This window comes from Hyphomonas atlantica corrig., from assembly GCF_017795365.1.
GTDB classification, from domain to species: domain Bacteria; phylum Pseudomonadota; class Alphaproteobacteria; order Caulobacterales; family Hyphomonadaceae; genus Hyphomonas; species Hyphomonas atlantica.
In genome coordinates, this window is record NZ_CP051254.1 from 2,053,651 (window position 1) to 2,069,420 (window position 15,770).

Below are 15,770 nucleotides of genomic sequence, written 5' to 3' on the forward strand. Positions count from 1 at the left end.
CCGTTTAACACCGTGAGTGACATTCGCAGCCAGAATTGCTGAAAAGAGACTAGAATGAAATTATTCGGGAAACGAGCCCGCTGGACAATAACCGTAGCGATTTTGTTGGTTGCGGCGGGGGGTATTTGGTTTGCCAAATCTAACATCGCCAGTTCGACAGCGCCGACTTATGAAACGTCTGTGGCGACTTTGGGCGATCTTGAGGTAACGATTTCGGCCGCCGGAACTCTCACTCCAAAGGAAACCGTAGAGGTGGGCGCTCAGGTGTCGGGACAGCTCCAGGAATTATTTGTCGATGTCGGTGACGAAGTTGAAGCCGGGCAATTACTGGCCCAGATTGATGCAACCATTGCGGAGAATACGGTAGAAGCCCAGCGCTCCCAGCTGGACTCCTTGAAAGCATCGCGCCGCCAACAGGTCGCGTCGCTAAACCTTGCTCGTGCCGAGGCAGAGCGCGCGGCCATGCTTTGGGAGGCGGATGCGATCGCGAAAGCTGATTACGAAGCCACGCAATCTGAACTGGAAATCGCCGAAGGCAAGCTGGATTCAATTGACGCTCAAATTGCGCAACAGACTTCCAGTCTGAAGGCAGACGAGGCGAATCTTAATTACACGAAGATCTATGCTCCCATTGCTGGCACGGTCGTATCGCTAAGTGCGTCCGAAGGGCAGACGCTGAATGCAAATCAGACAGCTCCCGTTGTCATGACCATTGCAGACCTTTCGATCATGACGATCGAGGCTGATGTTTCAGAAGCCGACGTGCTGAGTGTTCAAAAGGGACAGGCGGCTTGGTTCACCACATTGGGCGATACGGATCGAAAATGGGAGACTGAAGTCAGGCAGATCCTGCCGACGCCAGAAGTCGTCAACGACGTAGTTCTATACAAGGCACTGCTTGATGTGCGGAATCCGGACGGGATTTTGCGAAGCAGCATGACCACGCAGGTTTTCTTCGTGCAGGGCCGTGCTGACGATGCTGTGCTGATCCCGGTCGCTGCCTTGCAGAGCCGTCCCGAGCGTCCGGAAGGGGGCAGCCGCTCCCGGCAAGAGCGTCCCGTTGGAGCGATCTCGCCAGATCGAAGTGAAAGAGGTGGGCGTAGTGAGGCCCTACGTGAGGCGCGTGCACAATACCCTGACGCCACAATGGGAATGGTGCTGAAGCTGAACGCTGATGGCGAAGCAGTGCCTCAGCCTGTTCTTGTCGGACTTCAGACGCGGAGTAGAGCGGAAATTCTCTTTGGCCTTTCCGAGGGGGACGAAGTCGTTACGGGGCAGGTGGAATTGCGTCCAGGACAAACCTCTGAACGGCGAGACAATGACCGTCGTCCACCAATGGGCCCTCCGCCTCCGGCGTAAGGAACAATCGAGATGTCAGAACCTTTACTGCAGCTGCAGAGCATTACGCGCGTCTACGGCAAGGACAGTGCAGAAGTCCGGGCTTTGGATGGTGTGGACCTTACCATTACCGAAGGTGAATTCGTTGCAATTGTCGGACAGTCCGGTTCGGGCAAGTCGACATTGATGAATCTGCTGGGGTGCCTGGATCGCCCGACCGCTGGTACCTATCGCATCCACGGTCAGGATGTATCCAAAATGGACGCGGATGGCTTGGCATCACTGCGCCGTCGGACGTTTGGTTTTGTCTTCCAGCGCTATAATCTACTCGCAAATGTCAGTGCACTGGAAAATGTGGAGATTCCGGCTGTGTATGCCGGGGTGCGCCAGTCGGAACGAAAGACACGGGCGCGAGAACTGCTTGCGCGCCTTGGGCTGAACGGACGAGAGAAAAGCAGGCCTGGTCAATTGTCGGGCGGTCAGCAACAACGTGTAGCAGTTGCACGCGCCCTCATGAATGATGCTGAAGTGATCCTTGCAGATGAACCTACAGGGGCGCTTGATTCTGGTACAAGTAGAGAGCTGCTGGAACTGCTGGAGGGCCTCCATCAATCCGGTCGCACGGTCATTCTGATTACACACGATCAGAAGGTGGCGGCGCGCGCTGATCGAACCATCGAAATTCGGGATGGAAAAATCATTGCAGACTCGGGAGCAGTTCCGAGATCGAAACCATGTTTTGAGCATCGCACTGCAAGGACGTCCCCTTCCTTTATCCTGCAGCTGACAGAGTCTATCAAGACGGCCTTCAGGTCCTTGCGCGCGAACCTTTTCCGAACCGCGTTGACTCTATTGGGTGTTGTGATTGGTGTGGCTGCCGTCGTTGCCATGCTGGCTGTGGGGCAAGGCAGCCAAAGAGACGTCATGGCGCGGTTTGAAGACATGGGGGCGAACCTGCTGTTTGTTCGTCCAGGCGGTGATCGCGGCGCGCGCATGCGAGGGGATGCGATTGCCACCCTGACATTGGAGGATGCGGATGCCTTGGGTGAGCTCGACAATGTGATCGCAGCAGTTCCTTCGCGATCTGGATCGGCAACATTGCGTAGGGGCAACGCGGATCATCGTGGTTCCGTTGAAGGCGTTTCCGAAGATTGGCTTCTCGCAAATAATCGTAGGGTTGAGTATGGCACATTCTTCACGGCGGAGGATGTAGATCGGAGAGTCGGTGTTGTCGTACTCGGAACGACAACCGCCGGCGAACTTTTCGACAATGTATCTGACGCGGTAGGCGAATACGTCTTCTTGTCTGGTGCCCCCTTTGAGATAGCCGGCGTTCTGGAAGAAAAAGGCGCGAGTTCGTTTGGAAGCGATCAGGACGATATTGCGCTTATCCCAATTACGACTGGCATGATGCGGGTCTTTGGTAGTTCGTACCTTTCAAGCATTACCATTGCAGTCGAGGATACTGATGTTATCTCTACGACAGAGAGCGAAGCCAACACACTATTGCTGGATCGGCATGGAACTGAGGATTTTCGAATACGGAACACGGCCTCAATTCTGGAATCGGTTCAGCAAACACAAAACTCCTTCTCCATGCTTCTCGGTGCGGTAGCGTCAATATCTCTCCTCGTCGGGGGGATCGGTGTGATGAATATCATGTTGGTCAGTGTATCTGAACGCACGCGGGAAATTGGTGTGCGTATGGCTACAGGTGCGCGGCGGTCTGACATCCTGGTGCAGTTTATTGTTGAGGCGGTCGTTGTCTGTGCCCTTGGTGGGATGATTGGCATCCTCTCTGGATTTGGTATTTGTGCGATACTGGTGAACCTCGGTACGTCTATTGCGATCACGCCGCTTCCGGCAATTCTCGCCTTTTCTACAGCTTTCCTGACTGGGTTTGTTTTCGGCTTCTTGCCGGCGCGCAATGCTTCGCGCCTTGACCCGGTGCGGGCTCTTTCGGCGGAGTAACTATGACCAAGATTTCCAGCGTTTCCCTCAGCCTTGCGCTCGCAATAGCGGGGTGTGCGAGCGTCCACGAGTCCACGACATCTTCGTCGGAAGTCATCTTGCCGGGTGCGTATGATACAAATGTTCAAACAAGCGAGAATTTGCCGGAACTCGGTCCTTGGTGGACCAATTTTGGGGACGAGGCACTCAATGCACTGGTTACGGCAGCGCTGGATCAGAACCGATCTCTCGAAGCGGGAATTGCGAATGTTGTGTCCGCTCGCGCCGCTGTCACAGTCGCTGATGCGAAGTCTCTGCCGTCGATTTCGGGTAGTGCCAGCACCTCTGTGAGCTCAGACGCCGGTCTTGACGAAATTTCGAGAAGCGCCCGTCTCTCGGCGAGCTATGAGCTGGATTTGTTTGGGGAAGTCAAAGCTTCGCAGGATGCGGCTCGCGCCAGTCTCGAGTCTGCTGAATACTCCCAGCGCGCGCTGGAACTGAGTATTCTGGCCGATCTGGCTACGAACTATTTTGACTTGCAAGTCGCACGTAAGCAGCTTGAGGTAGCGAAAGAGAACCTCAATATTGCGGAACGCATATTTGATATTGTTGAAGTCCGCTACGAGGCAGGCGAGATCTCCGGTTTTGATCTGGCCAGTCAGAAGGCGACGTTGGCTAATGCGAGGTCGCAAATCCCACAAATTGAACAGCAAATCCTTTCGATTGAAACCGCTATTGCTATCCTGGTGGGCGAAACGCCTCAGGGTTTCGAGATCGATAGTGTCGACCTGTATGAGACGAGGCTACCCGTGGCAGATGCCGGGTTGCCCTCTGACCTGCTTACGCGCCGTCCAGACTTGCTTCAGGCTGAAGCAAACTTGAGAGCAGGGCAGGCTGATGTTGTTGCGGCGAGAGCAGCCATGTTGCCCAGCATCGACCTGGGGGCGGGGGTCAGTACGGTGCTGACGTCCTTGTCAGATCCAACGGCAAGCTTGTCCGCTGCCCTGTCTCAGACGATTTTCTCAGGCGGCTCGCTGAAGGCGCAGCTTGAAAGCGCGAAAGCACGTCGCGCAGCACTTCTGGCCAATTATGAGCAGGCAATCCTAACTTCACTACGAGAGGTCGATGTGGCCTTGTCCTCGATCAACACGAGTGCGCTTCGAGAAGAGGAGGTACAAATCGCATTGTCCGCTAGTCGCAATGCGCTTGATTCTGCCGAGCTCAGGTACCGTGTGGGAGCGGACGACCTGACCAGTCTCTTGTCTGCGCAGCAATCTTACTACGCCTCAACTCAAGATGCGCTGGAAGCGCGTCGAGATCGTCTGGCAGCTTCTATCGATTTGTACGTGGCGCTTGGTGGGAGCTACTAGGTGGAGTGAGTCTATAGATTGGAGAGCACCAATTGTGCTGACTCTTCCGGCCACACATCCATGAAATTATAGCCCCATTCAGGCAATTCAATTATCTTCCCGTTCCTCAGCATTGGGGCGGCTCTGCGTGTGCATTCAGTCAAATCGTCGTTGGGATTTAGAATGGTAATTCTGTGCGGGAGAGTCTGAAGGGCGTGCTCTTCCTCTTTCCACCAGGCGAATGCAGCGTGATGGCCCCATTCGTATGCTTCCCCGCCCAAGAGATTCATGGCGAATGAGCGCGCCATCATTTCCATAGTCGCGCCAGGACCACGGCGCTCTACGATGCGTTCCCACATGGTGCTGAAACGGGTGCCTGCATCATCCAGCGGAACGGGCTGGAAATAGTCGTTGAACATTTTGTGTTCATCTGGGGTCAGAATAGTCGCTGAGATCATGACAAGGCTTCCGACACGCTCTGGCTGCGCCATCGTCATCGCCGAGATCACTTTAGAGCCGGTGTGGTTTCCGAATAGATAAATTTTGGGGCAGGCCAATCCTGGTCAAGTGGATTTGACCGGACAAATGTGCGTCATCTTCGGCAGGGAAGGCGTGACTTACTCAGCGGTCCAGTCTGCATTCTTCTCACGCGTGAGGCGCATTTCGTATTGGAAACGGTCCGCCCGATAGGTGGCGGTAATGTCCTGAATGGGGCGGCCGGTCTCATCCTGCATGATGCGGTGAATTCTCAACAGCGGAGATCCAGTTGTGACACCAAGAACTGCCGCAACCGCAGGCTCAGCGGGGACTGCCGTGATTGTTTGTGTGGCTTCACAGGGGCGGTGCCCAGCCTTCTCCAGGAGTGCGATCAAGCTCGCTGTTGCCAAATCGTCCTCGGTGTAGGTCTCGGCAATGTCTTCTGGAACGTAGGTTACCAGATAAGAGAATGGCTCTTCAGCAAGCCGGCGCAGTCGCACAATTCGCTGAACGCTGGCGCCGCGCCCCAGCTTCAAGGCTTCTGCTATGGCCGGGCTCGGGCTGACGATTTCGGTGTCCAGCAATTGAACCTCTGTTTCGAGACCCATGCGTTTCAGGCCATCGATCAAGTTCTCAAAACTGCCTTTGACGGTAGGCGTGGACGAGTCATACGTGACCACGGTGCCGCGGCCTCGATAGCGGCGCACCAGGCCCGCAATAGCAAGCTCATTGAAGGCGCGCTTTACGGTGATGCGTGAAACTCCAAGGCGTTGAACAAGCTCTTGTTCAGCGGGCAGGCGAGACTGCGGTGCGACTTCACCCGATACGATTGCGTGTCGGATCTTGGAGTAGATCTGCTGGTAAAGCGGTACGCTGGAGTTCTCATCCAGGTCTTTCGCCGATAGAGCCAATTGCGCGTCTTCTCTCATTTTATCCCGTCCACTTTTCCATCGTACCGAGGTTGACTCATTGCACCTCATATCAGACATCGAACGGCAAACCCTAAAAGGTATACCAATCGAATGGCTTATTCTGCTTTAGCGCTCCAGATCGCATGTCACGCCGTCAACAGTCTGACAGCAAGTGATGCACGCAAGTCAATACTCGGAAAAATTGATGAAATTTCTGCCAAGATTGCCAACTCAAAATGGTTTCTTGGGGCAGATACCAAACTTGTCGTTTTGCCGGAGTACAGTCTAACCGGGTTTCCGTGGGGCGAGACTGCACCGGAGTGAATCGCGAAAGCGGCCTTGGCACCTGATGGACCAGAATACGAGGCGCTTGCCAAAGCGGCCGCAGACAATGGCATTTACCTCGCAGGGAACCATTATGAGACCGATCCGAGGTTCCCGGATTTGTATTTTCAGGGATGTATCATCTTCTCGCCATTTGGCGAACTCGTACTGAGATACCGGCGACTCATCTCGATGTTTTCGCCTTCTCCTTTCGATGTCTGGGACAAGTATCTGGAAATGGTCTGCCTCCAGCAAAGTGGTCCGTTATTTGAGTTAGTGCCGGCTCCGACTGAAGTGCTTGGCTCTGGTGGTCCAGCCTTGGCCCTGGCATCATGACAAATTTGGCCACCGGCAACGGTATCAAGCTGGTGGAGTGGGAGACCGGTCTGCTTCTTGGCAAGGACTGGCAATTTACCCTCACTACGGCTGGGATCATCTTGTTCGGCTCGACCGTTCCACTTCTGTTTCTGGGGCGGTATCGATATTCCGAGGAAGGTGATTTAGGCGAAGCGCTGACCGAGGCCGAAGAGACCGTTGAGACTGCACACGCCTGAGGAAGCGCTGACTTTCCTCCGCAGTGCGTGCAATTGACGACGTGTGGACTGTCTCTTTAGGAACAGTTCATGGCCCAACACAGAGACCTTCTCACAGCAATTCGCCAGATCACGCGGGCGATCGATCTGAACTCCAAGCGATTGGCGAAGACCACCGGTCTCACGGCGCCGCAATTGCTTGTACTTCAAACTCTGTCGGCAGCCGGGTCGGTCAAGCCGTCGGAGATTGCCCGGCAGGTTCATCTCTCCCAGGCAACGATCACAACCATTGTGGATCGTCTTGAGGCTGCGGGACTGGTGGCGCGCCAAAAGAACGATACCGACCGACGGACAGTCGATATCGTCATCACTGACGCAGGGCGAGACAGTCTCGAAGATGCGCCGGAAGCGCTTCAGGAAGGGTTCCTCAAGCGCTTCGATTCACTGGAGCTGTGGGAGCAGAGCCTGCTCATCTCATCAGTTCAGAGACTGGCGGCGATGATGAATGCCGGAAGTCTCGATGCAGCACCGATTTTGGATGTGGGCGATCTGCGCCGCGAAGACTAATCAGGTCTCAGCAACTTCAACCATCGTCTCCTGATCCGGCTTGTCCCAGAGCAGGTGGCGATCTTCCAGAACGATCAAATTCTCGCGGCTGATAACCGTGCCACCGGTTTGGTAGCCGAGCAGTTCCTTCGGAGAAATTTCCGGGTGTCGGGCGAGGACCATGGTTTCCTCTGAAGAGAAATTGGTCATTCCGCGTGCGATCTCATCGCCCTTTTCATCATATACGTGGATGACGTCGCCTTTTAGATATTGGCCCTGAATCGAGATGATGTCCTCATGCAGGATATGCTCCGGGCTGTGCGACAGGCTGTTGGCGAGTTCATCGCGGATAACGATACTGCCCGCGATCTGAAGCCGATCTGTCAGCCAGGTTGCCCAGGCAGATGCGGGCTTTGTGTGGGCGAGGCATTTCGTATGCGGGCGTTCGTTGAACAACACCGACGATACCGGCGCTTCGTGTTCTCCATTGGCGATCAGGGTCGTGCAGCCTGCATTCTGGGCCATGTTGGCCGCTTGCATTTTCGTGAGCATGCCACCGCTCCCGAGGCTGCTCGTGCCTTCAGTGACTGCGATGTATTCGCTCACATCGTGGACTTCCTCGACCAGCTTTGCGCCGGGTTCTTCCGGGTTGCGGTCATAGAGGCCGTCGATGCAGGTCAGGATCACCAGATGGTCGGCCTGGATCATCTGTGCAACTTTCGCCGCGAGGCGGTCATTGTCTCCGACGCGAATTTCCTCGGTCGTGATCGAGTCGTTCTCGTTCACGATCGGCAAGATTTCACCCTGTAGAAGGCGGTGAACCGTATTCTTGGTGTTCAGGAAGCGCTTGCGTTCTTCCATATCCTGCAGAGTTACAAGAACCTGCGCGATATCGAATCCAAATTCATGGGCGACCTGCTTGTACGCGTTCAACAAAAGCGGCATCCCGCATGCGGCGGCGGCCTGCTTGTCGCGCAGACCCGCGGTCTCGGGAGTCTCGTTCAGCATGTTCAGGCCCAGCGCAACCGCGCCAGAAGAACAAAGAACGACTTCATATCCGTCGTTCCGTAATTTAGTGACGTCTTCTAATAGCCGTTGCATGAATGCCCAGCGCGGTGTGAGAAGGTCTGGATTGGCTAGAAGGCTTGATCCGATTTTCACGACGATGCGTTTATTGGAAGACAAATTTGGCTCCGGTAGTTGCTTAGGGGCGGACATAAGTAGGTTTGGGTTACGATGCAAATAATTAGCTTACAAAAGACCTTGAGAGTTTCTTCATAGGGTCGATACCAAGGGTAAAGACACGGCATAATTGGAAATTTGACGATACTGAGGCACGAGGTGGAACCTTGTGCTTCTGTAATGGATTGTTTGAATTCTAAACAAATATCATTATCTGGCGCACCAAGCGGACAAAGGAATACTAGGGCATGAAAACACTATTGGTCGGATGCGGGAAAATGGGCGGCGCGTTGCTTACCCAATGGATGCGCGCGACAGAGGATGAATACACCATCGTCGATCCGTTCCTTGACCAACCAGTAGATGGGGCCCGGCTCTTCAAGGACATTAACGCGCTTGGAGCGGAAAAGTTCGATTTGCTGATTGTCGCGATCAAACCGCAGATGATCGACGAGATTTTGCCTGCCTACAAAGATGTGCTCGCCGATACCGGCGCGGTGGCCTCCATCGCGGCGGGATGTTCGGTTGCACGCCTGCAATCCGCACTACCGGGCTATCCGGTCATTCGCATCATGCCCAATTTGCCATCTGCGATCGGAGCCGGTGTTGCCGGCCTCTACGCCAGCGGCGATGCCAAGGATGAACACAAATCCGCCGTCGAGACGTTGATGAAGTCCGCCGGGACCGCTGTCTGGGTTGATGATGAAGACCAGATTGATCGGGTGACGGCGGTGGCAGGCAGCGGGCCTGGCTATGTATTCGAGTTGGCGCGCGCATACATCGAGGCCGCAAAGGATCTCGGCTTCAGCGAGGATCAGGCGACAGACCTGGTACTCGGGACACTTGATGGGTCCATCCGCATGATCCTGCAGACCGGCGACAAGCCGGAAAACCTCCGCAATTCCGTGACCAGTAAGAACGGTACGACGGAAGCGGGGCTCAAGGCCTTGAATGGTGACGGCAAACTGTCAGACCTGCTGAAGGCTACAACTGAGGCTGCCTACAAGCGCGCAATCGAGCTGCGCTAGGCACCTGAACACAAGATCGAAGGATACAAAGTGACCACACTTGATTCCAAATTGAACGCCTACATTTCCGGCCTCGGCCAAAACGCGAAGGACGCGGCCAAGGATTTGCTGACTGCGACGACCGAGCAGAAGAATGAAGCCTTGCGCGCGTCTGCCGCGGCGCTGCGCGAGTCGAAGGACGCACTTCTGGCCGCCAACAAGGCAGACGTTGACAGTGTCGCGGATAGTCGCCCGGAGTCTTTTATTGACCGCCTGCGCCTGAATGATGAGCGCGTGGAGGCGATGGCTTCTGCGTTGGAGCAGATTGCAGACCTTCCGGATCCTGTTGGGCGACTTCTGTCGACAACCGAGCGCCCAAACGGCCTGACCATTGAGCGCGTAGCCGTGCCGATTGGCGTGATCGGCATGATCTATGAGTCACGTCCGAACGTTGGCGCGGATGCTAGTGCGCTTTGTCTGAAATCCGGCAACGCGGTCATTCTGCGCGGCGGATCGGAAAGCAAGCATTCCACGAAAGAGATCGTGGCCTGCATGCAGAAGGGGCTTGAAGCCGCAGGTCTGCCCAGGGCGGCGGTGCAGACTGTCGAGACGACAGATCGCAACGCTGTGACCGCTCTGCTGCACGCCGTTGAGTATGTTGATCTCGTCATTCCGCGCGGCGGACGCGGGCTGGTTGAGTTGGTTCGTGATGAGGCCAAGGTGCCGACGCTGCTTCACCTGGATGGCAACTGCCACAGCTACATCCATGCAGACGCTGATATAGAGAAGTCGCTGGAAGTCGTCCGCAATGCCAAACTGCGGCGCACCGGTGTATGCGGCGCGACGGAAAGCATCGTCGTGGATCGCGCCATTGCTGAGGCAGTGATCCCGCGTCTTGCAGATGTGATGCAGGGGTGTGAGCTGCGCGGCGATGCCGAGGCCCGCAAGATCGCGCCCGGTCTGGCAGAGGCAACTGACGAAGACTGGTCGACCGAATATCTCGATCCAATTGCGTCGGTGAAAGTGGTTGACGGTCTTGATGAAGCCATACGGTTCGTCAGCAAGCACTCGTCAGGTCACACGGACGCGATCCTGACCGAAGACAAAGAGGCTGCCCGGCGTTTCATGACCAGCATCGACAGCGCAGTCGTCATGCATAACGCCTCGACCCAGTTCTCCGATGGCGGAGAGTTCGGCATGGGGGCGGAGATCGGCATTGCCACCGGCAAGATGCATGCGCGCGGGCCGGTCGGCCTGGAGCAATTGACGAGCTTCAAGTATCTGGTTCACGGCAACGGCCAAACGCGCCCATAATGAACCTGCAATGATGCGCGGCCACGGGGGGCGCGCTTTTCCGTATTCACGAGAACAGCGAGAGACATATGACAATCAGCGTTCCCGAAATGATTTCGCTTGGGGCCTATTTCGTCCTGATGATGGCTATCGGCCTTTATGCATACAGGGAATCCACAAGCGATGTTTCCGAGTACATGCTGGGGGGACGCAACCTTCACCCAGCTGTCGGCGCGCTATCTGCGGGCGCCTCGGATATGAGTGGCTGGATGCTCATGGGTCTGCCGGGCGCCATATACGTCAGCGGATTTTCGGCGGCCTGGATCGCGGTTGGCCTGACCATCGGTGCCTATCTAAATTACCGGTTCGTCGCACCGCGCCTGCGAATCTACACTGAGCTTGCCGACGACTCGATCACGATCCCCGACTTTTTCGAGAACCGCTTCCACGATAAAAGCCATGCGTTGCGCACGATCTCTGCGCTGGTCATCATCGTGTTCTTCACGGTTTATACGTCTTCCGGCATCGTCGCAGGCGGCAAGTTGTTTGAGTCGGCCTTCGGCCTGAACTACCAACTCGGCCTGTTCGTTACTGCTGGCGTTGTGTTGGCCTATACCGTGATCGGCGGCTTCCTAGCGGTCAGCCTGACCGACTTTGTGCAGGGCTGCATCATGTTCATCGCCTTGATCCTCGTGCCAGTGATCGCCTTCTTCGTGGTTGGCGGCTGGAGCGGCATGGAGAGCGCGATCATGTCTGCGCCCGCGCACGTCAACCCGGACACCGGAGGCGTTGGGCCTTCGCGCGAGCAATTCTTCGACATGTGGCCAGAAAGCATGACTGTGCTCGGGCTCATATCATTGCTTGCCTGGGGGCTCGGCTATTTCGGTCAGCCGCACATCATTGTTCGCTTCATGGCCATTCGCTCCCTGAAAGACGTGGCCACCGCGCGTGCGATCGGCATGAGCTGGATGATTGTGACCGTGATCGGCGCTGTCTTTGTAGGGGCGGTCGGCGTGGCTTATGTGAACCAGCACGACCTTGGCGGACAGCTGACAGACGCTGAGGCAATTTTCATTCTGCTGTCGCAGATCATCTTCCATCCGCTCGTCGCGGGCTTCTTGCTGGCGGCCATTCTGGCGGCGATCATGAGTACAATTTCCTCCCAGCTTCTGGTGTCGTCCAGCTCAATCACCGAAGACGTTTACAAGACTTTCTTCCGGCGCGAGGCATCGCAATCAGAACTTGTTCTGATCGGACGCATTGCGACGGTCGCTGTCTGCCTCGTTGCCATTGGTCTGGCCTTTAATCCGAACAGCAACATTCTGGATCTGGTCTCGAATGCATGGGCTGGCTTTGGTTCAGCCTTTGGCCCGATCATCCTGCTCAGCCTGTTTTGGCGGGGCCTGACGCGTGATGGTGCATTGGCCGGCATGATTGTCGGCGCAGTCACAGTCCTTGTCTGGCTCTACGTGCCGTTGCTGCCTTCGGAGAATGGTCCTGTGCCGCTGGAGTCACTCGTGTACGCGATGATTCCCGGCTTCTTCCTGTCGGGTCTTTCGGCCTGGCTGGTCAGCACGATTGGCCGCTCTGTTAAGCCGAAAGTGGCAGACGGATTTGATGTCATGTCCGACACAATGACTCAGGAATCCTGATCTTCAGCCGCCCCTCGGTAACAGAGGGGCGGTGACACATCCCGTCACAGGCGTTATGAAATGATAACGCAAACATTTGGGGCGGAGACCGTCAGGCTGACGACCCCGAAATCAGGAAACGGGTCCAGGGTCGTGAGAAACATCGTCAGGCGCGCCGCCATTCTTTTTACTGCAATCGCGACCGCAGGCGCTTTGTCGCCTGCGTTGGCAGAAGACGGGTACGATTTGTGGCTGCGGTATGCGCCACTGGAAGAAGCGTCATACGCGACCCCGCGTCATGTGATGGCCGCCTGTTCAGATCCTTCCGCGACGATCGATGCTGCACTGGACGAGATAGACCGCGCAACTCAGTCCATGCTGGGGGAAGCGCTACCACGCGCTGACACGCTGCAGGGTGGCACGCTTGTTCTGGCCAGCCCGGAATGTTCCGGCATGCTGGAAAACTTGCCTCTACCGTCTTCCTACGAGGTTGGCGTGGACGGGTACGCCATCAAGGAAATCCGTCACTCGGGTCGCCAAATTACCTTGATCTCCGCTCAGTCCGACATCGGTGTGCTCTACGGCACGTTCGACTACCTTCAGCGCATGGCACGCGGCCAGAACTTTACTGGCGTCAACATTGTCTCCCGCCCGAAGACCCAATTGCGTCTTCTGAACCATTGGGACAATCTCGACCGCCATGTCGAGCGAGGCTATTCGGGGCAATCCATTTGGGACTGGCACCGGCTACCAGGATATCTGGACCCGAAGTATACGGATTATGCCCGCGCCAACGCGTCAATCGGCATCAATGGCGTCTCCCTGACGAATGTGAACGCGGACGCGACGGTGCTAACGCCGCACTATCTGGAGAAGGTTGCTGCGCTGGCGGACGTGTTTCGGCCATATGGCATCAAGGTCTATCTGACTGCGCGGTTCTCGGCGCCGATGGAGCTGGATGGACTGCCAACGGCAGACCCGCGTGACCCGGCCGTTCAGGCTTGGTGGCAAGACAAGGCCAACGAGATCTACACTTATGTGCCGGACTTTGGCGGCTTTCTCGTGAAAGCCAATTCAGAAGGACAGCCTGGCCCGCAGGATTACGGCCGCAGCCATGCCGAGGGCGCGAATATGCTCGCGGCGGCCTTGGAGCCGCACGGGGGAAATGTCATGTGGCGCGCCTTTGTCTATTCGGCAGAAGAACCAGAAGACCGCGTGAAACAAGCCTATACGGAATTTGTGCCGCTGGACGGTCAGTTTGCCGACAATGTTCTGGTTCAGGTGAAGAATGGACCGCTGGATTTCCAGCCGCGTGAGCCGTTTCACCCGCTGTTCGGCGCGATGCCGGAAACCCCACTCATGATGGAGCTCCAGATCACCAAGGAATATCTGGGGTTCTCAACTCATCTCGCGTATCTCGGCACGCTGTGGGAAGAGGTGCTGTCAGCGGAGACTCACGCAACGGATCAGCGCGCGCCGGTTGCCTCTGTCATTGATGGCACTGCGCATGACTACGAGATTACCGGCATGGCCGGGGTCGCGAATATAGGCAGCGACCGAAACTGGTCGGGGTCGATTTTTGACCAGGCGAACTGGTACGCCTTTGGACGTATGGCCTGGGATCCTGACGCGTCCGCCGAGGCCATCGCGCGCGACTGGGCGGAGCTGACCTTCAGCCGTGCGCCCGAAGTCGCTGATATCATCACCGGCTTGATGATGGGCTCTCGTGAGGCCGTGGTGAACTATATGACACCGCTCGGGCTGACCCACCTTATGGGGACGGGCCATCACTATGGCCCAGCCCCTTGGGTAGACGATCTGGGACGCGCTGACTGGACGCCGTATTACTACCACAAGGCAATGAAGGATGCGGTGGGTTTCGACCGGACCGAAACTGGTTCAAACGCTGTCGATCAATATGCCGGGCCTGTCGCGCAGAAATGGGCAGGCCAGGACACTGTGCCGGACGAATTGCTGCTCTGGTTCCATCGCGTTGGTTGGGACCATGAGCTGGATAACGGCAACACGGTGTGGGAAGAACTGGTGCGTCGGTATGATCTGGGCGTGTCACAAGTCGAGGATATGCAGACCGTCTGGCACTCTCTGGAACATGAGGTCGATGCCGAACGGTTCGAACAGGTCTCGGCTTTCCTTGCGATCCAGCATCAGGAAGCTATCTGGTGGCGCGACGCCTCCATCGCCTATTGGCAGAGTGTAAACGGCCTGCCGCTGCCTGAGGATGTGGCGGCACCTGCACGTGATCTCGATTATTATAAGAGCCTGAGCTTTCCAAACGCGCCGGGGCAAGGCGAGTAGGTCAGATATTTCCGGTCAAACGCTGGGCCGATGCTGCGAACAATTCATCCAGAAAGTCGCTGACGGCTCGCACGCGCGTTGTTCCGTGGACATCTTCATGGACGGCCAGCCAGAAGGCACGCTCGATGCGCACCTGATCTGGCAGGACATGAACCAGGTTTGGATCGCCCGCAGCGATGAAATGCGGCAGCACGGCCAGCCCCGCACCCTCCCGTGCCATCTGCCATTGGGCCACAATGGACGGACTGCAGAAGCGCGGCGTCAGGCCCGGGGCGATGTCTTCGTGATAGCGTAGCTGGCTGGAATAGATCAGATCGTCGACATAGCCAATCAAGTCATGCTCGGCGAGGTCGCTGACCTGCTCAACCGGGCGTGTGCGCGACAGGTAATCCGGATGCGCGTACACCTGCAGGACATAGTCCGAGAGTTTGCGAACTTTCACGCGACCGGCTTTCGGGCGGGTCAACATGATCGACATGTCCGCTTCGCGCTTCGGCACGCTGACGAAACCGGACACGGCAATGATGTCGAGCCCGATATGGGGGTGGCGCGCTGCAAAGTCAGACATGGCCGGTGCGATGAGCAGGCTGCCGAGCCCTTCGGTGACGCCGAGGCGAACACGGCCGGCTGCGAGGGGGCCGTCGCGATCCGATAGTGCAGCGATTTCGGACGCCGTATGCTCCAGACTCTCCACCTTGTCTGCAACACTCTGGCCCACCGGTGTCAGCACATGGCCCTTTGGTGTGCGTTCGAACAGTTCCAGCCCAAGGTCTGTTTCCAGTCGCCGCAGTCGTCGGCTGATCGTTGTTGGATCTTGGCCGGTTCGCTTTGAAACATCCGCAAGTCGCGGATGGCGACTAACATCGAGCAGCAATCGAAGATCATCCCAGTTCATCCAATTTTACCTGCGAAA

14 protein-coding genes are annotated in these 15,770 nt (G+C 56.6%); 10 read left to right on the top strand and 4 right to left on the bottom strand.

Features of this window, described 5'->3' with window-relative positions:
* Positions 1-54: 54 nt before the first annotated feature.
* From HF931_RS10030 to HF931_RS10040, 3 genes are read left to right on the top strand one after another with little or no spacing between them, the layout of a single operon-like run.
* Complete coding sequence (locus HF931_RS10030; RefSeq protein WP_035554734.1) at positions 55-1,359, top strand: efflux RND transporter periplasmic adaptor subunit; 1,305 nt, start codon at positions 55-57, stop codon at positions 1,357-1,359.
* A 12-nt stretch (positions 1,360-1,371) separates the two neighbouring features.
* The gene (locus tag HF931_RS10035; RefSeq protein WP_272982235.1) at positions 1,372-3,309 is read left to right on the top strand and encodes a MacB family efflux pump subunit; all 1,938 of its coding nucleotides are present in this window, start codon (positions 1,372-1,374) and stop codon (positions 3,307-3,309) included.
* Positions 3,310-3,311: 2 nt separating this feature from the next.
* Entirely contained in the window at positions 3,312-4,658 is a 1,347-nt protein-coding gene (locus tag HF931_RS10040; RefSeq protein WP_035554738.1) for an efflux transporter outer membrane subunit, read from the top strand.
* Between the two features lie 11 nt (positions 4,659-4,669).
* On the opposite strand, the gene HF931_RS10045 is transcribed toward HF931_RS10040, so the two are convergent.
* Positions 4,670-5,095, bottom strand: coding sequence for a hypothetical protein (locus HF931_RS10045; protein WP_155841989.1), 426 nt, complete (start codon positions 5,093-5,095; stop codon positions 4,670-4,672).
* Between the two features lie 159 nt (positions 5,096-5,254).
* Positions 5,255-6,043: a GntR family transcriptional regulator gene (locus HF931_RS10050; protein WP_035554740.1), complete on the bottom strand. Its 789-nt coding sequence runs from the start codon at positions 6,041-6,043 to the stop codon at positions 5,255-5,257.
* 93 nt (positions 6,044-6,136) lie between these two features.
* Here HF931_RS10050 and HF931_RS10055 point away from each other — a divergent pair, with 93 nt between their 5' ends.
* The 3 genes from HF931_RS10055 (at position 6,137) to HF931_RS10065 (ending at position 7,449) form a co-directional block, all read left to right on the top strand.
* On the top strand, positions 6,137-6,349 hold the full coding sequence (locus HF931_RS10055; protein WP_155841991.1) for a carbon-nitrogen hydrolase family protein: 213 nt from the start codon (positions 6,137-6,139) through the stop codon (positions 6,347-6,349).
* A gap of 332 nt (positions 6,350-6,681) precedes the next feature.
* On the top strand, positions 6,682-6,903 hold the full coding sequence (locus HF931_RS10060; protein WP_035554742.1) for a hypothetical protein: 222 nt from the start codon (positions 6,682-6,684) through the stop codon (positions 6,901-6,903).
* A 69-nt stretch (positions 6,904-6,972) separates the two neighbouring features.
* The gene (locus tag HF931_RS10065; RefSeq protein ID WP_035554743.1) at positions 6,973-7,449 is read left to right on the top strand and encodes a MarR family winged helix-turn-helix transcriptional regulator; all 477 of its coding nucleotides are present in this window, start codon (positions 6,973-6,975) and stop codon (positions 7,447-7,449) included.
* On the opposite strand, the gene proB is transcribed toward HF931_RS10065, so the two are convergent.
* Positions 7,450-8,613 (bottom strand): glutamate 5-kinase, encoded by a 1,164-nt coding sequence (proB, locus tag HF931_RS10070; protein WP_273239955.1) that lies wholly within the window; start codon positions 8,611-8,613, stop codon positions 7,450-7,452.
* A gap of 245 nt (positions 8,614-8,858) precedes the next feature.
* On the opposite strand from proB, the gene proC reads away from it, so the two are divergent.
* The 4 genes from proC to HF931_RS10090 all read left to right on the top strand — a co-directional run bounded on the left by proC (position 8,859) and on the right by HF931_RS10090 (position 14,857).
* Positions 8,859-9,638: a pyrroline-5-carboxylate reductase gene (gene proC / locus HF931_RS10075; protein WP_272982237.1), complete on the top strand. Its 780-nt coding sequence runs from the start codon at positions 8,859-8,861 to the stop codon at positions 9,636-9,638.
* Between the two features lie 30 nt (positions 9,639-9,668).
* Entirely contained in the window at positions 9,669-10,931 is a 1,263-nt protein-coding gene (locus tag HF931_RS10080) for a glutamate-5-semialdehyde dehydrogenase (RefSeq protein WP_273239957.1), read from the top strand.
* 68 nt (positions 10,932-10,999) lie between these two features.
* Positions 11,000-12,562 (top strand): sodium/proline symporter PutP, encoded by a 1,563-nt coding sequence (gene putP / locus HF931_RS10085; RefSeq protein ID WP_035554752.1) that lies wholly within the window; start codon positions 11,000-11,002, stop codon positions 12,560-12,562.
* Between the two features lie 60 nt (positions 12,563-12,622).
* Positions 12,623-14,857: an alpha-glucuronidase family glycosyl hydrolase gene (locus tag HF931_RS10090; protein ID WP_420537713.1), complete on the top strand. Its 2,235-nt coding sequence runs from the start codon at positions 12,623-12,625 to the stop codon at positions 14,855-14,857.
* 1 nt (position 14,858) lies between these two features.
* Here HF931_RS10090 and HF931_RS10095 read toward each other — a convergent pair whose 3' ends face one another.
* Positions 14,859-15,752 carry a LysR family transcriptional regulator gene (locus tag HF931_RS10095; RefSeq protein ID WP_035554755.1) on the bottom strand — a complete coding sequence of 298 codons (894 nt, stop codon included), beginning with the start codon at positions 15,750-15,752 and terminating at the stop codon, positions 14,859-14,861.
* Between the last annotated feature and the right edge of the window lie 18 nt (positions 15,753-15,770).